Annotated in this window: 20 protein-coding genes; all 20 read right to left on the minus strand. The window is 32.9% G+C overall.

What is annotated here, in order from left to right:
- Positions 1–309: 309 nt before the first annotated feature.
- The 20 genes from T537_RS0111580 to T537_RS0111675 all read right to left on the minus strand — a co-directional run bounded on the left by T537_RS0111580 (position 310) and on the right by T537_RS0111675 (position 23,273).
- Complete coding sequence (locus T537_RS0111580; protein ID WP_031558145.1) at positions 310–2,442, minus strand: efflux RND transporter permease subunit; 2,133 nt, start codon at positions 2,440–2,442, stop codon at positions 310–312.
- Positions 2,443–2,540: 98 nt separating this feature from the next.
- Positions 2,541–4,169 (minus strand): Mbeg1-like protein, encoded by a 1,629-nt coding sequence (locus tag T537_RS0111585; protein WP_031558148.1) that lies wholly within the window; start codon positions 4,167–4,169, stop codon positions 2,541–2,543.
- Between the two features lie 25 nt (positions 4,170–4,194).
- Positions 4,195–4,740 carry a hypothetical protein gene (locus T537_RS0111590; RefSeq protein WP_027438857.1) on the minus strand — a complete coding sequence of 182 codons (546 nt, stop codon included), beginning with the start codon at positions 4,738–4,740 and terminating at the stop codon, positions 4,195–4,197.
- A gap of 13 nt (positions 4,741–4,753) precedes the next feature.
- Positions 4,754–5,830, minus strand: coding sequence for a sensor histidine kinase (locus T537_RS0111595; protein ID WP_034244720.1), 1,077 nt, complete (start codon positions 5,828–5,830; stop codon positions 4,754–4,756).
- A 39-nt stretch (positions 5,831–5,869) separates the two neighbouring features.
- On the minus strand, positions 5,870–6,541 hold the full coding sequence (locus T537_RS0111600) for a response regulator transcription factor (protein ID WP_031558153.1): 672 nt from the start codon (positions 6,539–6,541) through the stop codon (positions 5,870–5,872).
- A 201-nt stretch (positions 6,542–6,742) separates the two neighbouring features.
- Positions 6,743–7,258 carry a GNAT family N-acetyltransferase gene (locus T537_RS0111605; RefSeq protein WP_031558155.1) on the minus strand — a complete coding sequence of 172 codons (516 nt, stop codon included), beginning with the start codon at positions 7,256–7,258 and terminating at the stop codon, positions 6,743–6,745.
- An 8-nt stretch (positions 7,259–7,266) separates the two neighbouring features.
- Positions 7,267–8,214: an L-lactate dehydrogenase gene (locus T537_RS0111610; protein WP_031558159.1), complete on the minus strand. Its 948-nt coding sequence runs from the start codon at positions 8,212–8,214 to the stop codon at positions 7,267–7,269.
- A 98-nt stretch (positions 8,215–8,312) separates the two neighbouring features.
- Positions 8,313–9,146 carry a Cof-type HAD-IIB family hydrolase gene (locus T537_RS0111615; protein WP_027438862.1) on the minus strand — a complete coding sequence of 278 codons (834 nt, stop codon included), beginning with the start codon at positions 9,144–9,146 and terminating at the stop codon, positions 8,313–8,315.
- 83 nt (positions 9,147–9,229) lie between these two features.
- Positions 9,230–9,745, minus strand: coding sequence for a nitroreductase family protein (locus T537_RS0111620; RefSeq protein WP_027438863.1), 516 nt, complete (start codon positions 9,743–9,745; stop codon positions 9,230–9,232).
- Between the two features lie 647 nt (positions 9,746–10,392).
- A complete protein-coding gene (locus T537_RS12595) occupies positions 10,393–11,193 on the minus strand; it encodes a PDDEXK family nuclease (RefSeq protein WP_051555050.1) in 801 nt (266 codons plus the stop codon).
- Positions 11,194–11,993: 800 nt separating this feature from the next.
- On the minus strand, positions 11,994–14,600 hold the full coding sequence (locus T537_RS0111630) for an ABC transporter permease (RefSeq protein ID WP_027438864.1): 2,607 nt from the start codon (positions 14,598–14,600) through the stop codon (positions 11,994–11,996).
- Positions 14,601–14,602: 2 nt separating this feature from the next.
- Positions 14,603–15,289, minus strand: coding sequence for an ABC transporter ATP-binding protein (locus T537_RS0111635; RefSeq protein WP_027438865.1), 687 nt, complete (start codon positions 15,287–15,289; stop codon positions 14,603–14,605).
- A gap of 193 nt (positions 15,290–15,482) precedes the next feature.
- Positions 15,483–16,505 (minus strand): sensor histidine kinase, encoded by a 1,023-nt coding sequence (locus T537_RS0111640; RefSeq protein WP_027438866.1) that lies wholly within the window; start codon positions 16,503–16,505, stop codon positions 15,483–15,485.
- 37 nt (positions 16,506–16,542) lie between these two features.
- Positions 16,543–17,211, minus strand: a complete 669-nt coding sequence (locus T537_RS0111645; protein WP_027438867.1) for a response regulator transcription factor — start codon at positions 17,209–17,211, stop codon at positions 16,543–16,545.
- Between the two features lie 134 nt (positions 17,212–17,345).
- Positions 17,346–17,951 (minus strand): ATP-binding cassette domain-containing protein, encoded by a 606-nt coding sequence (locus T537_RS0111650; RefSeq protein ID WP_051637239.1) that lies wholly within the window; start codon positions 17,949–17,951, stop codon positions 17,346–17,348.
- Positions 17,948–19,849: a hypothetical protein gene (locus T537_RS0111655; protein ID WP_027438871.1), complete on the minus strand. Its 1,902-nt coding sequence runs from the start codon at positions 19,847–19,849 to the stop codon at positions 17,948–17,950. Before T537_RS0111655 ends, T537_RS0111650 begins: the two co-directional genes overlap by 4 nt.
- Positions 19,819–20,385, minus strand: a complete 567-nt coding sequence (locus tag T537_RS0111660) for an SMP-30/gluconolactonase/LRE family protein (RefSeq protein WP_027438872.1) — start codon at positions 20,383–20,385, stop codon at positions 19,819–19,821. Before T537_RS0111660 ends, T537_RS0111655 begins: the two co-directional genes overlap by 31 nt.
- Before the next feature lie 16 nt (positions 20,386–20,401).
- Complete coding sequence (locus T537_RS0111665; RefSeq protein WP_051555051.1) at positions 20,402–20,740, minus strand: mediterrocin family bacteriocin; 339 nt, start codon at positions 20,738–20,740, stop codon at positions 20,402–20,404.
- Between the two features lie 200 nt (positions 20,741–20,940).
- On the minus strand, positions 20,941–22,194 hold the full coding sequence (gene sstT / locus T537_RS0111670; RefSeq protein WP_031558169.1) for a serine/threonine transporter SstT: 1,254 nt from the start codon (positions 22,192–22,194) through the stop codon (positions 20,941–20,943).
- A gap of 260 nt (positions 22,195–22,454) precedes the next feature.
- A complete protein-coding gene (locus tag T537_RS0111675) occupies positions 22,455–23,273 on the minus strand; it encodes a hypothetical protein (protein ID WP_155895271.1) in 819 nt (272 codons plus the stop codon).
- Positions 23,274–23,540 lie beyond the last annotated feature (267 nt).

Genomic DNA, 23,540 nt, shown 5'->3' on the forward strand with positions numbered 1-23,540 from the left:
GCTAGAATAGAGGGAAATGATATGCTCTTATCTCTGTAATTTTAGTAATTTATGAGACAAATTTCCTAATATTCCTAATATATACCCGGGGTCTTCAGTCTCATTCTCATAAGAGCACATCGACTTACTCCCTCCATTATCGCTTTTTTCCATTTGTCTCACCTCACTTTTACTTGATCTTAAATACGTAAACTTATTATAAATGTTAAGCATAAACACAAGTAGCTTCTATTACTTATGTAAACGCAACATTTTTTATGTTACCATTTTATTCTCTTTTTGTAAAACAATCCTTTGTAAAAAATTTATCTAGTTAGCTTCTTTAACAAGTTTTAGCTTATTATTTTTATCGCAAAATTCCATTTTATAAGAGAAAGTTGGAATCAGCTTATCACATATAACTAGTATTGCCGGAAGTAGTGTGATTGATAGTACAAATGCTACAACTGCTCCCCTACCAAGCATCAAGCCAAGTAATCTTACAATACTTTCTGAAGATGAAAGACCTAAACTAAAGCCAGCAATTGCAAGAGTTGAAGCCGATACAAGTATGGACTTTATTGAACTTATTAAGGTCTTTTTCATTGCTTCAAGGGCCTTAAGGCTCTTTCTATTCTTTATATATTCATCTGTAATAAGGATTGCGTAATCAATAGTTGCCCCCATCATTACAGTACTTACTACCAAATATCCAATATAGCAAATGGCTTCACCAGTTACTGCCGACATTGCAAGTGTTATCCAAATAGAACCCTTTACCACTAACACAAGTATAAATGGAATAATAAGAGACTTAAAATCCACAAGTAAAATAAGTGCAATTGCAATTAATGTAATAAGTGAAACTCTCTTATTATCAGCCTCAATACACTCTTTCATATCGTAAAGATTTACTGAGTTACCACACATATAAGTCTCATCTTCATCATAATACTGTGCTACTATGTTCTTTATCTGCTTAACTGCACTAAAGCTTTCTTCACCTTCTGCCTCTAGACTTGTGCTAAGAATAATTCTTGCATAATTTTCTGAATAAAATTTATCCGCTGTACCCTCTGGTAAATATTCCATTGGAATATCAAAACCAATTACATTAGCATAGGACATCACAGACTCTACATAAGCTAAATTAGCTAATTCGTTAGCTAAATTGGTTTCTGCCTCTTCATTTCCTCTTGGAACAAGAATTGCTACCATATTTGATTTGCCAAATATGTCTTCTATTTTTTGACTATCAATAGCCAATCTACTTTCCTTAGCCGGCTCTCCTGATCCGTAAATAAATGTATTCTCAGACTGAAGATTAAAGCTTGGAATTAACATAATGCCAATAAGTGCAAGTAATACAAATCTAGATTTTACAAGACCAGAACCTAACTTATTAAACTTAGGAAGGAAAGGTCTATGCTTTGTCTTATCGTTTAATTTATAAGTTACTAAAATAAGCGCTGGTAAGAAAATCAATGTAGCCACAAAACTTAAAACTACACCAGATACAAGACTGATTCCCATATCAGGACCAATTTTAAAGTTCATAAATAAAAGGGCTGCAAAGCCAAAAAGTGTTGTTAAACAACTTGCTGAAATTGCCTTTAATGAATCCTTCATAGCTAACTTCATAGCATTACATACCGAAGCTTCGCTATGTCTATATTTTCCAAAACTATGTGACAAGAATACTGCATAGTCAAGGGAAACAGCTAACTGTAGAATTGGTGCAACAGCAAGAGTTACATAGGAAATTTCACCTCGAATCAAACAAAGACCTAAGTTAATTCCTGTAGCAACACCAATAGTTGTTAGATAAAGTAAAGGCTCAATAAAACTCTCTGTTGCAAGTATTAAAACTAGAATGATAAGAGGTGCAAGTAAAGCAATTGCCTTAATTGACTGTGTTATGGCAAGGTTTTGTGAAGAAGCCTGCTCAACAGCTGACCCTATCATGGCATTATCCTCACCAATTAAATCATAAATTGCATTTACACCGGCCTGCTCGTATCCATTTTCTATAGTTACCTGAAATAGTGCATTTCCATCCTTATAAAAACCATTGATAGTTTCTGCACTTGTAGGATCAATTAAGCTTTCATTAAGACTTCCATCTTCCTTGTAAAGAAGCTTTAACTGCTCAATATCCATGGAATCATCGATCCATCCTACATTTTCTATATGACTAATTTCACTTATCCTCTCTTTGTAATCTAAGGCTTCATCTAGCGTTACATTTGAGAGCATTACATTTGCATTAGACATGCTCTCATTGAAATTTTCCGACATAACTGTAATCGCCTTAGTAGAATTTGCATCCTCTGGCAAATAATCTGACATATTATAATTTATCTTAACAAATGTTGCGCATATACACATTATTATTGCAGCAAGCACTGTTACTATAATTATGCCCTTTCTCCATTTAATTACATGATCTGCTATCCAGTTCATATTATCTCCTTTCAAATTAAAGTCTAGCTGTGTATCAACTTTAGCTGTATTTTAAGGAGCTAATATTTGATTTTTATTAAGTAATTGTTTGAGAATTATTAATTTGCTTCTTTTTCGTTTTGCTGTAACATTTTCTTATGAAGTAATACAACGATATTTATTACATTTGCAATTACAAAAAATGTACCTAGAGTTAGCATTCTACTAGGATTGTTTTCGTTAAATAAAACTATAGTTACTGCGCCAATAATAAAACTTAGCAAGGCTTCAATAGCTAGATAAATTTTCATAGCCCTTCCAGCGTTTTTGTCAAAAATTATTATATGTGTATTCTGATAAGCCGTATAAACTAGTAGAATACCTATCAAAATATTCATAAGAGCAACTAACATCTCTTGCTTTAATAGTAAAAAAATTACAAAAGCTTCACAGATTAAATACAGTAAAAACCTGGTCTTTTTTATAACAATAACTTTTTCCTTAGTATTTATAAGCTTATACACTTTTAATATCATAAAGAGAAATACAGCAATAATTATTGCTCTACCAATTCCCCAAAGAGCGTATCTAGGAGAAGCTATCATTATAAAACCCATTACAATTAAAACAAGACACATCCACAAATTCTTATCTTTAAGCAAGCTCTTAACCTCTAGCCTTTTTGAATTGCGATAAAAAGACTTAATCAACTTACCAAAGGCTTCTTTTGCCTTAGGCTTTGAGGTACTTAAGGAAAGAATAATATCTTCTAAGCCCCCTGCACCGGTTTTTGATAAGTCTTTAAAATCCTTAGCTCCACTTGCTTTTAAAGCCTCAAAAAAGTCATTGGCAAAAGCCTCTCTATTCTCTTTAGTTGCATCCTTTAGCCAATCATCCACGATTCTATTTAAAAACTGACTCTTTTCTGATACTTTGCCCTTTTTATTCAAATCACAGCCTGCCACCTGCCAGGTCATTATATCGTGCTGCATAACTCCATCCACATTGCTTCCCACCACTATTGGCTTTAAGTCATGTTCAAGTAGCATGCCAATAACGCAATATTCTGGTACAATTCTAATAATTCTGTCTCTGATTTTCTTGTATTGCTCTGATTCTAAATACTCTGGTAAAAAGCCCGGTCCGTCATTATCAAAAACATTCTCAATCCTTGACTGAATTTGTGGATCACACATAGAAGCAGCATAAACAGCTAGATTACCACCCTTTGAATGACCACCCACATAATATCTCCTATTTTTTTCAAGAGTTCTATTAAGATAATTAGTTGCATAACGCTGGGCGGCTATAACTTCATGTGCCATTCTAAAATCTTCCTGCCATCCAATAATTGACAAGTCCGTTCCTCTTATTGCTATATAACTATGCTTATCATCTATTTCAATATGAAAAGCCGCAAACTGAGACTTCTTATCCTCATCAAGAACATCAATATAGTTACTAAGTCTCATGTCTTTATATCTTTTTGAATTAGCCATTAGCCTCATTAAATCTGATTTAGCCAAAGCTAATTCGCCGTTTAACTTTATTTCTTCCTCGCTATACTTATCAAAAAAGTTATCAATGGCTTCCTTTATGCTAATAGAAGCCCCTGGTAATACGGGAACAATATCCTTAAAACATGTATACGAGAGAGCGCAAAAAACCACATTATCTACAATATTAAAAGGGCTAATATCTAGTGTTATATCAGACCTCCATTTTACATATGCTTCAATATTATCCATATTTTTTCCTTTATCCTCGGCTAGACTATTCCAACAAATTTTTTCCCTTACTGGTTATTTCGTAAATTTCATCCATCTTTTTTTGAATTAAAGGATTAATCTTCTGTGTTTTTATCTGTACTATTCTTTTGAAAATATAATTAGCCATTACAATTCCTAAAAATCCTGGAACTGACAATATCACCGCTAAAACCATAAATTTGCTGTTATTAACTGCTAACATTGTAGCCCCTGCCAAAATTAAGCAACCTAAAATTCCTGTAAAAAGGGAGACTGCAGTAGCTAAACTAGTTTTAGAACTTTCTAGACTTTCTATTTGTTTCATACAGTCCTCAAAATTTCTCTGTAATCTTGTAAGTTCAGCCCTGTTAAGTATTTTTCTATCACGTTTTAACTTAACTACTGTCTTACCGGCTGTGTTTGACTCCACAAGCTTTACTTGATTGTCATCTAAAACCCAGCCAAATTTCTCCATTCCATCTATATACATAGAAAGCTTGCTCTTATCTACAACAAGCTCTTTATATTCATAGCCTATATAACTATCTCGTCCAATTTTTATATAAGTCATATTCAAAACCTCCCTAATTCTTGGTCTTTGGTAAACTAACGCATATACTTGTTCCCTCAGAAAGCTTGCTATCTACGCTAATCTCTCCATCCACAAGCTGTAAAATCCTACTTACCAAAGCCAAACCTAGTCCATTACCTTCCGTTGCGTGGGAAGCATCTCCTTGATAAAACTTGTCAAAAATATGTCTTATGGTTTCCTCACTCATTCCTTCTCCATTATCACTAATTGTAACATTTACTTTATCCTCAAAAGACTCTTCCTTTATAGATATCTTGCCCCCATCTTTGGTAAACTTAATAGCATTGCTTATAATATTAGTCCAAACGTGGTCTAATAATTCCTCGTCCGAATCTATATAAACGCTATCTTCAATATCTAAATCTAACTCAATATTTTTCTTGTCCCACTGATCTTCAAAAAGCAAAACGCAATCACATAATTGACGAGATAAGTCGAATTTTTTCAATTGTGCTTTTATTTTCTGTTTTTCTAATCTGTTAAGTCTTAAAATGTTACTTATCAAGGCAGATAGCTTCTTAGAAGCATTATAAATAATATCTACTTGTGCCTTATCCTCTTCCTTTAAGTCGCTTTTTTTCAAAAGTTCACTAGTGTTTTGAATTACAGATATTGGGGTTTTAATTTCATGAGATACATTTGAGAAAAAATCAGTTTTTAAAGTCTCAATGCTTCCAAGTTCTTCTACCATCTTATTAAAATCTACAATCATTATGTCTAAATAATCTAATTTCTCTGGTGTGTGAATTGTTGGAACATATACACTAAAATCACCGTTAGCTACCTGATTTATGGCATTCGCTATTTCCTTTAGAGGTTTTTCATAGGCATTTTTTATCTGCAATCTTGTAAACACTGTAAATACTATAGCCACCAAAAGCCAATATGCAAAAACAAAAACAACTACAAGCCACCAGTCCCATTCTAAGGCCTCAACTCCTATAATCACTGCAAACTGCAAAGCACTCATGCCAATAAAAGCTAAGAAAACATAAAAAACCATTCCTATTGGAAAGTGGCTCTTTCTTACCCTATACCCATCCACCATTTTGTAATATCTGTTTTCCATCAAAACACCTCACTAATCTATAGTAAAGAGAATAAAGGCTTAATTTACAACTGCCTTATAGCCTAGACCTCTAATTGTCTTTATTTCAAAATCCTCACAAACCGAGAATTTATCTCTTATCTTAGTTATATACACGTCCACCGCTCTAAGACTGGTATCTGTGTCAATTCCCCAAAACTCATCCATTAATTGTGCTCTTGAAAAGGTTTTGTTTGGGTAAGATAACAATTTAAAAATAATATTAAACTCCCTTGTAGTGGTCTGAATCTCCATTCCATCATAACTTGCCACAAAAGCGTCTGCATCAAGCACTAATTTACCAATGGTAATTTTACGCTCCATTTCAATATTGGCTCTTCTAAGAAGGGCTCTAACTCTTAATAAAAGTTCCTCCAAATCCACAGGTTTTACCATGTAATCATCAATTCCTAGTTGGAAACCTCTTTGCTTTGAAGGTAGATCATCCTTTGCAGACATAAAAAGAATCGGTATAGTTTTATTGACCTTTCTTATAGTTTTGGCAAATTCAAAGCCGTCGATTCCAGGCATCATAATATCCGATACGATAAGTTCAAACATACAATTATACATTTCATCAAAAGCATCCTCTGCATTTAGGCAACCTACTGTGTTAAAGCCGCTTTTATTAAGATAGGAACACACCACCTTATTAAGATTTTTGTCATCTTCTAAAACTAAAATATTAACCACAAAGCTACTTCCTTTCTTCTGTAATAGAAATAAGATTATCACAAATATGTTTCTAAATTGTTTACGCTGTCATTATCTTTATTATATCTTCTATATACTTACTTTAGCAATAAAATGTAGCTAACTAAAATATGGGCAACTAAGGTATTCCTTAGCTGCCCATGGTTTAGTTTATTCTATTCTACTTTCAAAGTCTTTATTCTACTCTACTTCCCAAATCTTAATTCTTGTGTAATACTCCTCTTCATCTTCGTGATGAATATAAGCACCATTTTTTGTTTGAACTTTAAGAGAAGCAGGATTGTTTTTTCTAACTGACATGTAAAGCTCATCCTCTAAGATAATATCTCTTGCCATATCAAGGGCAAGGGATAGTCCCTTAGTTGCATAACCTTTTCCTCTGTATTCCTTAGCAATACCATAACCTATATGACCGGCGTGCTCCTTTAAGAATTCATTTAAATAATGTCTTACTCTAAACAAACCAACGATTTTATCCTCATCCCATAAAAAATAGCTAGTCTGTGGCACAAATCCCTTTGGAAGATCAATACCTCTAGACATCTTTATAAGTCCTGGTAAAATCTTATCTTTAAAATCCTCTAAACTACAACCAGAATTTGGGTTTGTAAATCCATTTTCATCCTCAGGTGTGTTAGTTATAAACTCATATTCTTTTTCCACGTCTTCCATGTTTGCTTCTTTTAGATAAATCATAGGTCTCCTTAAAATACGTCATCGATGACTTTCTGTAATGTGCTAGCTGATTCCTTTAAGGCCTTTTCTTCCTCTGTGCTTAGAGAAATTGGCACCGTGGCCTCTACACCATTTTTACCAACAATTGCTGGCATACTAAAGGCAATGCCTGAAACTCCGTGATTGTCATGCTGAATGCTTGAAATAGGAAGAATTGTCTTCTCATCTCTAATAATCGCCTCTAAGATTCGACGAACTGACATGGCAATTCCGTAGTAAGTTGCGCCCTTCTTATTAATAATCTCATAGGCGCTGTTCTTAACGTCTTCAGCTATTCTTTGCATTGCTTCTTCGTGATGAAAATGTCCTCTCATCTCGCAAAATCTATTAATCGGAATTCCTGATACATTAGCACTACTCCAAACTGCAATCTCACTATCTCCATGCTCTCCGACGATAAATGCATGAACTGATCGGCTATCCACATCTAAGTGCTGGCCAAGCAAATACTTAAGTCTTGCTGTATCTAGTGTTGTTCCTGAACCAAATACTCTATTCTCTGGATATCCTGAAAGCTTCCAAGCAGTATAAGTTAAGATATCTACTGGGTTTGCAACAATTAGCATGATTGCATCCTTATTAACCTCAGAAATCTGCGGAATAATGGACTTAAAAATAGATACATTTTTCTTAACAAGATCAAGTCTTGTCTCTCCTGGTTTCTGGCCTGCGCCAGCTGTTACTACAATAACTGCAGCATCGGAAATATCCTTATAATCTCCTGCATAAATCTGCATTGGTTTTGAAAAAGGAAGACCGTGACTGATATCTAGTGCCTCACCCTCAGCCTTGTCCTTATTCATGTCGATTAAAACCATTTCTGAAAATAAGCCACTCTCCATAATGGCAAAAGCAGAAGCAGCTCCAACAAAACCACAGCCTATAACCGCAACTTTTCTATTATTTAATGTTCCCATAATATACCCCTTTCTAGGTGCATATACCGTAGACTAAAACTAGTCCTTGCATCTGTTATAATTATAACGAACTATGCAGATAGTGTAAAGCGGACACTCTAAATCAGATTAAAGTGCTTAAAGGCCTTGTAAATTCCATCTTCATTTACACCCTCTGTTATATAATCTGCCATTGCCTTAATTTCCTCTCCGCCAGAAGCTACTGCTATACCGATATTACATTTTTCAAGCATAGGAATATCCACCTTGGCATCCCCAATAGCTATGGTATTCTCTATAGATTCGCCAAGATACTCAAGTAACACATCTATTGCTTTGCCCTTATCAATATCCTTAACTCCTAAATCCCCAAAAAGGGCAATCTCTCCTGCACCGCCCCAGGTTGAGGCCTTAAGCTCAAGAAATTCCTTAATTGAATCTAAGTGATCTTGATAACTTGAAAGGATGAAGGAAACTTTATTTACATCATCTCTATAAAGATCTGCTCCAAAAATCATATCAGGAAAAGCGTCTCTAACTGTCATATTGCTTGAGTCTTTTCCCTTACGACTTGCGTATTCTCTTATTGCAGTTTGTCCTTTTTCTTCAAATTTTTCTGAAGCATAAAGACCACTATTACACTCTAAGTAAAACTCTAATCCTCTTTCATGAAGCCAATCCACAATATGCTTAGTTTCTTCCTTGCTTATCTTTTTGTGCAGAATTACTTTATCACCATCCTTTACATAGGCTCCGTTCCCACCTATCATTCCATCAAGTCCTATATCCCAGATATAATCGTAAACCTCTGCTTCTGATCTTCCAGTACAAATATAAACCTTATGTCCATTGTCTCTAGCCATTCTAATTGCCTTAGTTGCTGACTTAGGAAGCTTTCCTTCATAATCAACTAGTGTTCCATCTACATCAATTAATATTATTTTTTTTTGCATAAAAACTCCATTTCTTTCTTGCTATCCGTGAACATAAAAAGCCTACCAAGTTAGCTTTATTACTAGCTTAGTAGGCTTATTTTTTATAGATACTTTACCATCTCATTAATTGGTCTTAAATCTGTATGCATAGGAGATGGCACAACGCCTTCCTTAGCATAACCCATAGGCATTAAGCACACTGGCTTAACGGATTCTGGTAAGTTAAATTCCCTAGCTGTTAAAGTATTAGGGAATACATCTACCCAAACCGAGCCTACTCCTAAGTCTGCTGCCTCTAGCATCATATGACAAGCTACAATACTTGCATCCTGCTGACCTGAAGAAACTCCTTCTTCCTTAGAATTAAAATACTGCTCAGACTCTTCATAAGCAATAAGTAAGACCGTTGGTGCATTATAAGCACATCTACTAAGACTTCTAATCTTAGCAAGGCCTTCTTCACTTTGAATTACATAAACTCTTGCACACTGGTTATTCTTCGCTGTTGGCGCAATATAACCCGCCTCAATAATCTTATCAAGAACTTCCTTTTCTATCTGCTTATCCTCATAATCTCTAACTGAGAAACGCTTCTTTGCTAATTCTAAAAACTCCATAACGCCTCCTTAACACTATATATTATACCTTATTGTAACATAGGTAAGGAAATTTGTGAGGAAAAAAGAACTAACTGTCTTTATCTACCTGTTCCCATTGCTTGCTCCCCTTGCAACCCTGCTTGCCTTCCCCCTCTCTACCTCCCTTTTCTTTCATATGTCGTCATAGACTGCGATTTTGCAGTCAATCTTTCCTTTTTATAAATTTACCCGTAGGCTAATTTTGAGTCCTACGGGTAATCACTTACTTTTCTCTTATTTAACTGTATCAAAAAAATTTTGTTTTTCATCTTATACAGTCATTTATTGATTTCTCTGTTTTTGCCGGTAATGTAAAAAATCACTTTTTAGTGGTCGCTACATTCAAATTATAGATTTCTTGTGTTTGACTGTATCTCTCCCAAATGTAATATTAAATAAAAGTTGATAACATACAGGTAGAACATAAGAATTCTTCCTCTTACCTGTATGTATAAATAAAAAACAATTTTAATTTACCATCAATTCTTATTTTTCTTTATTATGCACGTATGATATACAATTTATTTAATTTTGCCTTTACGGGTAATCCCTAAGAAACTTATCTTTACCTGTATACGACACCAAAACACCTTAATTCTTTTCTATCTTCTTATATTCCCCCTCTACTACAACAAGAACTTCTTAATCTTATCTTCAATAGACTTTACGTCAAATTTATATTCACTAGATTCTAGACTTAATATCAAGTTGTCTCCTGGAATATAACCATTCTTTTCATACATAAGAATCTTTTCAAAGTTCTTTGTTGCATAATCATCATCTGATACTAGCCCAAGATGTTCCCAGTAATAGGTCTTCTTAGTTCTTACATTTAATGCTACAAAATCTGGATAATATGATTGATATTTATTAGATACGAATAAAGGTTCATATTCGTAGGGGACACCATACTTATCTAAAGTATCGGCTATAATTTTTTCAGATTTAGATCTTACCTTTTCACCTCTGTTTGTAGAAAACTGTCCTTCTTCTGGATATTCATTTTGATTTCCGGGATGCTTCTCTCTCCACTCTGCTATAAAGTCTTCTTCTGTCATTACGATAGGGACAACACACCTTTTCCTACCCTCCGGTAACTTTAAATACAAATTTGCAATGTCATCTACATCGTAGTTTTTTATAAACTTCTCTAATCGTTTTTCCATTTCAATTAGCTTTTTATTAACTGATAACTCATATTCTCTTTGGATTATTTTAGTTGCTATCCTGCTATCAGCAACTGAAACATACTTCTTACCACCTTTTTTGCCTTTATTAAGATAATACTGAGTATATCCCTTTCTTGTAGATACATTAATATGCTCTTTGGGTGTACCCTTAAGTTTCTTAAGATTTCTTTCTGATTGTCTTAAAAGTTGTTTAATTTCATCTAGCTGTTTTTCTAATTGTGATAAATAATTCTCCATTATTACCTTCTTTCTTTTGTTTTAAAGATGAAGTATCTTATTCACCTTTTAATTTCTTTATAATTCTTTTTATTTGCCTGTTAGTTTTTAAACATGTCTACAGTCAAATTTATCTTTTTCTGTTATTACCTGTATGGAAGATTTTGGAAAAACTACTTTTTTACTGAATGATACATTCACATCTTATAAATTTGCAATTTACCTGTATGAAGATTTGTTGTGAGTTTTTAACTATTGCGGTCAATGAGAAATTTCTTACGATTTACCGGCATGAAATCAATTAATTTCAGTTTATGTTTTTCGGTTGATACCAACAAATCAATCTTTTTCATGAATTAACTGTATTGAATTTTGTATTATATAAAAGGGCATGCAGCTAAATTTCTTTTTTACATGTTTTACCTGCATACACTTAGAAACATTTAAATAGCTCGATACAGTTAGATTTCCTTTTTCATCATTTGCATGTATAGGTAGCAAATCAAAAGACTCAAAATACCATCAAAGCAAGTTTTTTTGTAATTTACCTGTGAAATTTCCCGGATTCTGGGAAGAATAGTCCCGCACACCACACACCGCATCAAGCTGCGCCACGCCACACACTGCATCACGCTGCCCCACGCCGCACGCCACGTTAGGCCGCACGCCGCATCGCACCAGGCCGCAAGCCACGCCCCGTGCGCCACGTAAAACCACGCCACGCCGCGTCAATCCGCCCACGGAACAAAGAAAAAGATAGTAGTTTTCCACTGGAAAACTACTATCTTAATATATAACCTACGCCATTATTATGTCAACAACTAAGCGTTCTCATTCTTTAATGCATCAATTGTGTTTTCTTTCTTAATCTTAGAATTTGAGTAAAACATACTAATAAAGACTACGATGAATACACTAATACTTGCTATTATGATGCTCTTATATGGCAACACATAATTAAATACGTTATTCATTGAAGAAATTCTATAAAGCACATAAGAAAGTACAACTGAAATTGGTAGGCCAAGTAATAAGCTCTTAAAGCCGTAGTTGATACATTCGTAATTTAGCATCTTTCTTACTCCTGACTCTGACATGCCAACTGATTTAAGCATGGCAATTTCCTTTTTACGTAACATAATGCTTGTAGAAATCGTATTAAATATGTTCGCTACTGTAATTAGTGCCATTAGAATAATAAAGCCATAACTAAATACATCTAAAATCTCTATCAGCATAGTTTCAGTTTCTAGTGTTTCTCTTGCATCATTTAGTCCTGAACTTGAATAGCCCTTTGAAGTTAAGTACTGCTCAATATTGTTATACGCCTTTTTGTGATCCTTTGCCTTAACAAAAATACACTTACTCATAAGTTCTGTGTTATATAGGCCATTAAATCTCTGCTCTAATACCTCATTCATCATGCTATAAGGATAAACTAAAGTTAGATTGTTATATAAAACGTAATCACTTAATTCAATACAAGCACCCACCTTAAATTCTGGTGCTTCCTTAATCTTATTAACAGCAGTTTCTTCCTCTGCATCCGTTGAATTTAATTCATCAGCTAAAATATTTATGTCAAAGTTTTCTAAATTCTTATTTATAACATTGTAGTTATACCTCTTTCCATTGATATTTTCTGCTAAGTTGTTTTTTAGGAGAGCTGTAATGTTATTTTTATCATAGTATTTGCTTGAATCAAGATTGTTAACTTTACAAATCTCGTTAAAATCCTCATCATCTATAAACTGAGTTTTTATATAAAAAGTATCATTGGACCAGTTTTTAGATTCACATAATTTCTTACAATCCTTAGTTATATATTCGTCGTCAATCTTAAAAGCTAGCTCCTCTGTCTCATATACAAAACCTAAATCATCAATGTTATCAAGCTTTGAAAGATTTTGAGCTAGTTCATTAACATCAAAGTCTTGCCAGATATTATAGTAAATATCGTTTTTTAGAATTTTAAATTCTGCAAATATTGCTTTATCAGCGTAACCACAAAAAGATGAAGTTGTAATAAATAAGATTATACTTGCTGCAATTGAAATAATTGTAAACTGGTATTTCTTCTTGTTACGTTTAAAATTTTTCTTAGCCATCATAGCTTCAAAACCAAAGAGCTTTAAAGTAAGCTTTGAAGTCTTAAGCTGCTTTGGACTTACCCTTATATCTGTTGTTTGACGAATAGCGTCAAGAGGTGTAATTTTTATTGCTCTTCTTGCTGGTATCCAAGCTGCAATTAAAGTTGTGATGTAACAAATAATTGCTGCAAGAAGCAATCCTAATGGACTAATCACTAACTTAATCTGTGTTTTAGCATATTCATAACTAGTAGCACTAAAGTTATCTCTTAAAAAGTAAAGGGTAATTCCCATACCAAAACAACCAATAATAATTCCTATTGGAATAGCAATTAAACTAAGCACAGTTGCCTCATATCTAATGCAGGCTCTAATCTGCTTTTTAGTAGCACCAATAGACTTTAAAATGCCGATTTGCTTAGTTCTTTCGCTAACAGAAATGGCAAAAGAATTGTAAATTAAAGACACCGAACCTACTACAATTAAAGCAATTAAAAATCCTGCAAATGCCTTAATAGTATCCGCTATAGCGCTTCCGCCTAAAACTCCATATAAACCAAGTAAATCTCTATGTGAATAAATTACATCAACTCCAAGATCCGTTATAAGCTTAGAAGCTATTTTGTCATAATCTGAAAGCTTTTTTACAGTAAATAAAACGTTAACATTTTCATCAATGCTAGTTGCATTGGATTCCACAGTGAGAGCTAGGTAAGAAGCAGAGTCTCTGTTATCAATCTCATAACTTAGGCGATTATAAACACCAACAATTTTGTATTTTTTAGACACAGTATTAACTAAAGTCTCTTCAGTATCCTCACTTATAGCCATGTTTGAACTTATTGTCATACCATTGGCTTCTCTTGTTCCAAGGTAAAGTTCTATTTCTTCTCCTTCTGTAAATGCCATGCCGCCGTTAGCTATAATATTATCCGGAATTATAATTTCATTTTCATTTTCTGGCATACGACCTTGCTTTATTCTAACACCTGCAAGATTCTCTAAATCTTCAGACATACCAGCAATTCTAATATATGGCTTATCTGCGTTTTCTGAATCAAATTTAGCCACCCCTAATTCTTCTAAATAAGCAATCTTATCTATGTCACTATTATTCTTTAATTTATCTAATTGTTCATTATTAACTTCAGAAACATAGCCATGATAACAGCCCTCTGTTTCTACAACCAAATTTCTAAAATAGACGATTCCTGAATTAGCGCCTTCTATAACTGCTGTAAAAAGTGTCATAGAAAGAATGATACCAATAATAGTTACAAGGGTTCTTGTTCTATTCTTTTTAAGGCTTTCCCTGGTATATTTACGAAAAATACTCACGACTATGCCCTCCTAATTCTTTCATCTCTAACGATTTTGCCATCTTCTACGGAAATTACTCGATCTGCCTGTAGTGCTACATTTTCATCATGAGTGATTACAATTAAAGTCTGGTTAAACTTCTTGTTAGACTCCTTTAAAAGCTGCATGATTTCCTGACTATTCTTTGAATCTAAGTTACCTGTTGGCTCATCTGCAAGGACAACTGCTGGTGTATTCATTAATGCTCTACCAATTGAAACGCGCTGCTGCTGACCACCAGATAGCTGATTTGGAAGATTTTTTAATCGCTTATCAAGGCCCAGTATATTAATTAGCTCACTAAGTCTTGCATTATCTACCTTTCTGCCATCCATAAGCACTGGCAGAGTCATATTTTCCACAACATTTAAAACCGGAATAAGATTGTAGAACTGATAAATTAATCCCACATATCTTCTACGAAAAATCGCAAGCTGCTCCTCGTTCTGTTCATAAACATCCTGGCCGTCCATGTAGACTTTACCGCTAGTTGGTCTATCAACTCCGCCTAAAATATGTAAAAGTGTAGACTTACCAGAACCAGATGGTCCAATAATTGCCACAAATTCACCTTTTTCTATTGAAAATGATACGTTATCAAGTGCCTTAACTTCATTCTCACCTTTGCCATAAATCTTAGTGAGATTTTCAATCCTTAGAATTTCCATTTTTTTCTCCTTATAAATTAATTTAGAAAACTTAAGTCTTTCATAACAGGATGTAAAGAACTTTAAGCAAATGTATCAGCCATTGCAGATTCATTTCTTTAGCTCTCTCATCCATCCAAAAACAGAATAACAAAATAAAATGACACTTAGATGACAATTAAAAATTAATTCTGTCACTTAAGTGTCATTTTTATTACACAACGCTTTTATAAAATTTCACATCAAAGCAGGCTCCAAGCACCTTGCCGCTATCATGATCATAAATATTACTAGCCTGAATTGTACCATTTTGAGCCACAATTACGGAACGAGCCAAGGCAAGACCTATGCCTATGCTATTTTTTGATGCATTTTCACCCTTATAAAATCTATCAAAAAGATATGGAATGTCCTTTTTTACAAAACCCTCGCCGGAGTCCTTTACTAGGATCTGGCTATAAATTGCATTATCACTAGTCTCAATAGTTAGGCTGCCGCCTGGCTTAGTGTGTTCAAGACAGTTTTTAATTAGATTTGCAATGGCCTCAACGCTCCATTCCATATCTAGTGCAATACTAATATCCTCTTCTTTATAGTTTAGGCAAATGTCCTTTAACTCCATAATTATTCTAAAATCCTCTAAAGATTTTTTGATTAAATCAGACATCTTAATTTCCTTAATTTCAAACTTAGCAGTCTTGGCATCGATTTTTGAAATCTTAAGAAGCGACTCAATAAGCCAATCTATTCTTTTAAGGGATGACTTTAACTCTCTTACATGTTCATGTCGTTTTTCTTCAATTAAATCATCCGATGACAACATATCTGTCACTATATTCATAGAAGTAAGAGGAGTTCTAAGCTGATGGGAAATGTCATAAATGCTGTTAGCTAACTCCACCTTATCCTCAAGTAACTTATTGGACTTATCTCTTAAATTAGAAGTCATCTTAGAAATCTCACTTGAAAGAATGGCAAGCTCCCCTTCATTACAGCTTGTAAAGTCGATGCCATCATCCCCGTTTAATACCCTACTTATCATTTGGGATAGCTTATCAATTTCTCTATATCTTCTTTTTTCATAAAAATATAAGACTAAATTGCAAAAAACTAAAAGTCCTATTACCAAACTTATGGCTATTTTATTCACATCTAAGGCAAAAAGTATAATAGTTATTAACACAAGGGCCAGACTATTACACAATAACAAAATCTTAAATTCCTTATTTCTTATCATAAACTAATCCATCCTATAGGCTAATTAATGCCATAATCTAATCCATTCTATAACCTCTACCACGCACGGTCTTTATAATTGTAGGATTTGCCGGGTCTTTCTCTATCTTCTCTCGTAGTCTCTTTATATAGACCGTTAGGGTGTTGTCATTAACAAAATCTCCTGCAATATCCCAGATATCATCTAGTAGCTTATTTCTTGAAAGAAGTATTCCTCTATTTTGAATAAAAATGACAAGCAATCTGTACTCTAGGGCAGAGAGATAAATTTCCTCTCCATCTCTAAATAACTGGCCCTTATCAAGGTCAACTTTTAAATCTCCTATAAGAGTTACATTGCTCTTCTTATCGTAACGTCTAAGTACATTTTTAATTCTAGAAACTAGTTCTCTTGGGCGGAAAGGCTTAGGAATATAATCATCAGCCCCCATTTCAAAGCCAGCAACTACGCTCGTTTCATCCCCTGAGGCCGTTAAGAAAATCACTGGAATATCCCTATTTTTCTTAACCTCTAAGCAAACCCCATAGCCGTTGCCATCCGCAAGGGAAAGGTCAAGTAAAATCAAATCAAAGGCCTCTTTATCTATAATATCTAATGCATCTCTTTGGCCACTTACACTTCTAAGGCTAAAGCCTTCACTTTCAAGGTATTGGCTAAGAGACTCAATTATGCTAGCATCATCCTCAACTAAAAGTATTTTTGGCATAAAATTACCCTCTCTATAAATGTTAAATCTTCTTTAATACTAACATTTATAAAGAGGGTAAGCAATTATCTTATATATTTATTTACTCCCACCAGGCTTTCATTAGATTAATCACCTTTATAGATAAATAACCTTTACAGATAAATAACCTTATTGGCTTCCTTTAAGAATTCCTTATTATGACTGACCATAATTACAGTCTTACCTTTTTCTGCCATTTTTTTCAAAACATCAATTACTAACCTTGCGTTATCATCATCAAGAGAACCTGTTGGTTCATCTGCAAGAATTATCTTACTCTTTTTTATTAAAACCCTCGCTAGGGCTACTCTTTGTTGTTCTCCACCTGAAAGCTTATAAACTTTAGTATCTAATTTATCTAGCATTCCTACTGTCTTAAGGGCTTCATTTATGTCTATATCTGATCTATTTTTCTTTTTTATAATATTTAGATTTTGCTTAACTGTTTTACTTTCTATTAAAGCAAAATTCTGAAAAAGAAAACTTACATAATCTCTTAAATATGTACTTCTTGGTATTTTTCTTAACTCTATTTCATCAATATATATATTACCAAAGTCACATTTTTCAAGGTCTCCCAATATATTTAAAAATGTAGACTTACCGCATCCACTTTTACCAGAGACAACTGTAAAACTACCATCAGTTATTGTTTCATTTAAATCTTCAAAAAGTCTTTTTTCTCCAAAAGATTTGGATAAATTCTCAATTCTAATCACAAGCATCCCCCTTTCAAAGTCTTTACCATAGATAGCTTTTCCTGCCTTAAAATAAATGCGGCAATAATTAGGTTCTCAACTATATCAAGTATCAAGCCTATTATTATTGTGCTTTTGATTTCAAGTGTTCCCATAAATACGGCTATTCCAACTACAACAATAATTGCTAATAAATTGCCTATGTTCATCTTAAATATCAAATGTCTGTTTCTTTCAAAAAATCCTTGTCCCACCAATTCTCTTATTGCATGCTCCATGGCGTATTCTCTAAATTCCATTCTAAGCATCCAGACAATCATTATTAATTCAAGTATAAGCACCAAAACACATAATGATGATAAAAAGGAAACTAATCTTTTTATAAAACTTATCTGATAATCATAAATATCACCGACTCTTGATATAATTAACTGATTATCTATGCCGTTTTTTTCTAAAATTTCACGAATTGTTAATTCTGTATGTCCATAAATTACAGCTCTATTTGCCAGATATAATTGTTTAGGTATTTCTACATTTTCTTTTAGATAGATAATGGTTGGATTTTTCACATTTTCAAATCGATTATACTGACCATTAGCTATGCATAACATATTAACGTTTTCATTGTAAGATAATTCATCCCAATGAAGATTTTCTAAATCATTCATTGATAATATACCTTCTATATCTGGTGCAAAAACTGGCGCTTTATTACTATGGATAAGCACAATATCCCCATCACTTTTGTTATTTTCTAAATCATTTTTAATAAAATCAGGCATTAGATCTCTTGCTGATTCAGATACAAAAACATATGGATTCTTACCGTCACTTATTTTCATACATAATTTTATGTTTAAATCAGACGCATCAAGCTTATTCCATATACCATCATCATATAAATTTAAAGAGGTATCTGTAATAAAAACATCATTTTCTATTGATTCTATCTTGTTTTTCTGACTTGAATTAAATGTGTTTTTATCAACTGAAGATATATTTGTCACTAGACTAAACAAAACTAGCGAAAATGCTATTATTTTTATGAAATACAAGAAATACATTGCATTTTTATTGTCATTAACATTGGAAAAAATAGCCCTTATATTTAACTTCACCACTAAAAAATTAGTTAATGCAGCAGCTATTATGAATAGCTGATATATGAAAAATGCTAGTTTTGATTTATAATCACCTGAAATATAATTGAATACAAAAATTCTTGCAAATAGATAAATTAATTCATAACTTAATAAATCTAAGACAAAGGATTTTGCTACAATACTAGCAAGACTTTCTCCATAGACTGCTCGTAAAGAAAACTCTTTTTTTCGTCTGAACACTAAAATCAGGCTAATAATAAAAATCATTATTCCTATTAATGTCCACACAATTATTATCATGTCTTCTTCATTTGAAACAGCTTTGGGTAAACTCATTACATTATATTTTAATGATAATTTTTCTTTTGTACTTGACTCATTATTTAATAGAAGAAAACAACTATTATTGGCAGTGTTGTTATCAGATAATTCTTCTATATTTTTGTAAAAAACAGACAAATTTCCATTCAACAAGGATTCATACTTTTTTTCTTTTATTCCTGTCTCCTTTATAAAAATTTCTTTAGCCTTGTCATTATTAACATAAATATCAAGTTCTGTTTCTAGCTCGCTTTTTTTAGTAAACAATGGATAGCATAGTAAATCTCCATCATTTCCCATGCTTTTTAAATCTGTCTTTAAATCTGCCAATTGATTTTCATCATAGTCAATTTTTAAATTAGCATATAAATTATAAATCTCGTCATAAATGGTTATATGAAATAATTCACACCTCATAACGAAACCTAAACAAACTATCAAAAAAATCAAAAAAATATTTATTATTCTTTCCAAGGCATCTCTAATCCCCATAAGTCTTCAGCCTTTCTAAATAATATATCTATTTTGTCTGTATTTTCATCTACATAAGGTTGATATTCTTCATATCTTGCTGTTCTACTATCTTCTAGATATATTTGTCTGCCATCTAGTATTACCCCAAGTTCTTTTATATTTCCTGTGAAATTTTCTAGCCAAATTATTAAACTATGATCTCCCATTACATACATCATTTTTCCTGGATTGTCTGGGTCTGGTCCTACAAGTTCCATAGGTGATGTAATCGCCAAATTTCCATCATCCCACAACCATAATGCTGGCATACTTACACTTAAAGTAAATTTATCATTATCCCATACAGCAATATTCTTTATATCTGCTTCACCTTTTTTGTCTGTACAATATACACTATTTTCTGTTTTAACATAATACTTATGAAATGGTTTATACTTCCCATAATACCAAGCTATACTCATTGCACTTAGAATTAAAAAAAGAAATGAGAAACATAAAATAAATGCTTTACTATGAAGTGTTCTTTTAATTCTTTCTTTCCTCTCTTTTTTCATACAACAACCTCATTTTCTAATAAGTTACTCCATAATAGATGAAATTCCCTGCATGTGTAACTTCAATTTTAGACCATGTTGTTGTTAATGCCGCATTTGCCCTAAATGTTCCCTTTGCGTTTATTAAATATGCCTGTGAATATTTACAATTAGAATGGGAATAATCTTCATTTATTAAGAATGTATTATATCCATATACCAGCTTACTTCCATTACCAAATAATGCTGTTTCTTCCCATTTACCATTAAAGTCATGTCCTGCACTTGAAACCCTAAAATCTCTTGCATAAATCATATTTGTCCCGCTAAATGACATAATTACTACTAATACAATTGCTAAAATTCTTTTTTTCATAGTGATACCCCCATTTAAAAATATTCTCTCACGCCCCAACATTGTTTATTAATTAACAATATTTCTATCTAACTTCATTGTAAAACTGTTAGTATATAAAGTAAAGTAGTACTTTATACTCATATATAAAAATAAGCCAATGAAAAAGCATTTTTAAATTACAAAATACTTTTCATCGGCTTATTTTTAGCTATTTTTTATTATATTTCTACCTGAGTTTCACCACCAAGGAATGTTGGAAGGGATTTACCTTCTTTTTTCCACTGGGCATATTCAGCTGTTGCCGCAAACATTACATCACCTGCAGAATTAAGGGCAGTTTCAACTGAATCCTGAATTACACCTATAATAAAGCCAACTGCAACAACCTGCATTGCCACATCTGCACTAACACCAAAAAGTGAACAAGCCATTGGTATTAATAATAGCGAACCTCCTGCTACTCCAGATGCACCACATGCTGCAAGGGTTGCAATAAAAGCTAATATTAGGGCTGTAAAAATTGAAACATGAATTCCAACTGTATTAGCTGCAGCAAGGGACATAACTGCTATTGTAATTGCTGCGCCATCCATATTAATTGTTGCCCCTAGTGGAATTGAAACTGCATACATTTCTCTATCCATTCCAAGCTTTCTACATAATTCCATATTTACTGGAATACTAGCTGCTGAGCTTCTTGTAAAGAAAGCTGTCATTCCTGATTCTCTTAAACATCTAAAAATTAATGGATATGGATTAGTACGTAGTGCTATTGCAGCTATTAATGGATCTACAACTAATGCAACAACTAACATACATCCAACTAAGAGGCCTAATAATCTACCATAGTCTGTAAAGATTGAAAGTCCATTAGTCGAAACATTTGCATAAACAAGTCCCATAATTCCAAATGGTGCCATATTAATTATCCATCTAACTGCCATAGAAACTATGTTAGCTAAATCTTCCATCACCTTCTTAGTTTCTGCGCTAGCAACTCTTTTAGCTACAAGTCCTAAAAGAACTGCCCAGAAAAGAATACCAATGTAATTGCCATCAACAATTGATGCTAAAGGGTTAGCAACCATATTAGTTACTAAATTAGATAAAACCTCACCTACACCTGTAGGTACAAGTTCTGCTTCTGCTGCCTCACTAAGTTTAATTGTCTGTGGGAAAATATAACTTGCAACAACAGCGACTACTGATGCAAGCAATGTACTTACAAGATAAAATGCAATTACTAAACCAAATCTGCGGTCAAGTTTATCATTGCCTCCTGCAAGTGCTGAAATTACAAGTACGAATACTAGAATTGGCGCAATAGCTTTTAAGGCACTTACGAATACCGTACCAAGTAAAGCCACTACTGCTAAATTATCAAAGGCTAAGCCAAGTAATACACCTATTAGCAATCCACAAATGATTCTTACTATAAGGCTAACCTTATTATATGCTTTTATAAGTTTCATGTGTTTTACCTCCAAATCATTATTTACCTTCCTCAAGGTTTGATTAGGGTCTATTCTACCAAGCTTTTATAAAAAAGAAAATAGTTTTTTTGCGTTTTTTCTTTCTATGAAGGACATTTGTATTTCACCAACGAACAAAACGGCATTTTTGTTTATCTCAGGCGGATGTTTGTTTTTGTAGCGTGGAATTGTATAGATATATTTAATTTTTTTGGTGGGAATTTTATGTTTCTTATTTTATAATAGAAATTTGGAAACTCTTACAACAGATATTCTTTTATCATCTTATCTACTGATATAACATCTAAACTTTTGTTTTCTGATTCTATGCTTAAAATCAAGTCTCTACCTGGAAATACACCATTTGAAATATACTCTTGTAACTTTAGAAAGTTCTTTATTGCATAATCAATATCGGAAACTAGTCCTAGATGTTCCCAATAATATGTTTTTCCTGTTCTTTTATTCATAATTGCGAAATCGGGGAATACTGCTGTAAATGGAGATAGCTCTAATCTAGGCTCATAGACATAAGGAATATCGTATTTATATAGCATATCCGCTATTATTTTCTCTGATTTAGATCTTACTTTTTCATTCTTTTCCGTTACATATGTTCCTTCTATAGGAAATGTATTTTGCATGCCCGGATATAATGTATACCATTCATCAATATACTCTTGCCTTGTGTTTATTATTGGAATAACTATATTTTTTCGTTTGTTATCTAGATTTTCATACTCTTTATATATATCATCCACATTGCATTGCTCAACTATTTGGGTTAAACTAGCATGTATATTTGATAGCACCTCGTTAACTCTAACATCATAATCTCTCTGTATATATTTTTTTATATTTTTTACATCTGATTTTCTAACGTAATTTTTCTTCTTATTATATTTGTCGTATAAATAAAACTGTATGCAACCATTGGATTTGGATATATATACACTGGTGTTATCCATATCCTTATATTTCATTAAATTCTTCCTTGATTTACGCATTAAAGTCGTTATTAATTCTAACTGTTCCTCTAATTCATTCCTAAAATCATAAAGATACTTTAATTCGTTCATTATTCCTTTTCTTTTGGACATATTAATTCCTTTCTAATCCACTTGGATTCCATGTCTTACGGTAATTTTCCTCTTTTTCCTGTTTTTTCTGTAAGTGCTCTGTTCTACTTTTCTTTTGGATTTCTTGCCCTACGGTAATTTTCCTTCTTTTCCCGTTTTTTTCTGTAAATGATCTGTTCTACTTTTCTTTTGGATTTCTTGCCCTACGGTAATTTTCCTTCTTTTCCTGTTATTTTCTGTAAGTGCTCTGTTCCACTTTTCTCTTAG

Origin of the sequence: Lachnospira multipara LB2003, assembly GCF_000702205.1 — a bacterium.
Taxonomy (GTDB): Bacteria; Bacillota; Clostridia; order Lachnospirales; family Lachnospiraceae; genus Lachnospira; species Lachnospira multipara_A.

Coding starts and splice junctions, on each gene's coding strand:
- T537_RS0111580 (WP_031558145.1), bottom strand. CDS start 2,442: ATGAACTGGATAGCAGATCATGTAATTAAATGGAGAAAGGGCATAATT.
- T537_RS0111585 (WP_031558148.1), bottom strand. CDS start 4,169: ATGGATAATATTGAAGCATATGTAAAATGGAGGTCTGATATAACACTA.
- T537_RS0111590 (WP_027438857.1), bottom strand. CDS start 4,740: ATGACTTATATAAAAATTGGACGAGATAGTTATATAGGCTATGAATAT.
- T537_RS0111595 (WP_034244720.1), bottom strand. CDS start 5,830: ATGGAAAACAGATATTACAAAATGGTGGATGGGTATAGGGTAAGAAAG.
- T537_RS0111605 (WP_031558155.1), bottom strand. CDS start 7,258: ATGATTTATCTAAAAGAAGCAAACATGGAAGACGTGGAAAAAGAATAT.
- T537_RS0111610 (WP_031558159.1), bottom strand. CDS start 8,214: ATGGGAACATTAAATAATAGAAAAGTTGCGGTTATAGGCTGTGGTTTT.
- T537_RS0111615 (WP_027438862.1), bottom strand. CDS start 9,146: ATGCAAAAAAAAATAATATTAATTGATGTAGATGGAACACTAGTTGAT.
- T537_RS0111620 (WP_027438863.1), bottom strand. CDS start 9,745: ATGGAGTTTTTAGAATTAGCAAAGAAGCGTTTCTCAGTTAGAGATTAT.
- T537_RS12595 (WP_051555050.1), bottom strand. CDS start 11,193: ATGGAGAATTATTTATCACAATTAGAAAAACAGCTAGATGAAATTAAA.
- T537_RS0111635 (WP_027438865.1), bottom strand. CDS start 15,289: ATGGAAATTCTAAGGATTGAAAATCTCACTAAGATTTATGGCAAAGGT.
- T537_RS0111640 (WP_027438866.1), bottom strand. CDS start 16,505: ATGATAAGAAATAAGGAATTTAAGATTTTGTTATTGTGTAATAGTCTG.
- T537_RS0111645 (WP_027438867.1), bottom strand. CDS start 17,211: ATGCCAAAAATACTTTTAGTTGAGGATGATGCTAGCATAATTGAGTCT.
- T537_RS0111655 (WP_027438871.1), bottom strand. CDS start 19,849: ATGGGGATTAGAGATGCCTTGGAAAGAATAATAAATATTTTTTTGATT.
- T537_RS0111660 (WP_027438872.1), bottom strand. CDS start 20,385: ATGAAAAAAGAGAGGAAAGAAAGAATTAAAAGAACACTTCATAGTAAA.
- T537_RS0111665 (WP_051555051.1), bottom strand. CDS start 20,740: ATGAAAAAAAGAATTTTAGCAATTGTATTAGTAGTAATTATGTCATTT.
- sstT (WP_031558169.1), bottom strand. CDS start 22,194: ATGAAACTTATAAAAGCATATAATAAGGTTAGCCTTATAGTAAGAATC.
- T537_RS0111675 (WP_155895271.1), bottom strand. CDS start 23,273: ATGAACGAATTAAAGTATCTTTATGATTTTAGGAATGAATTAGAGGAA.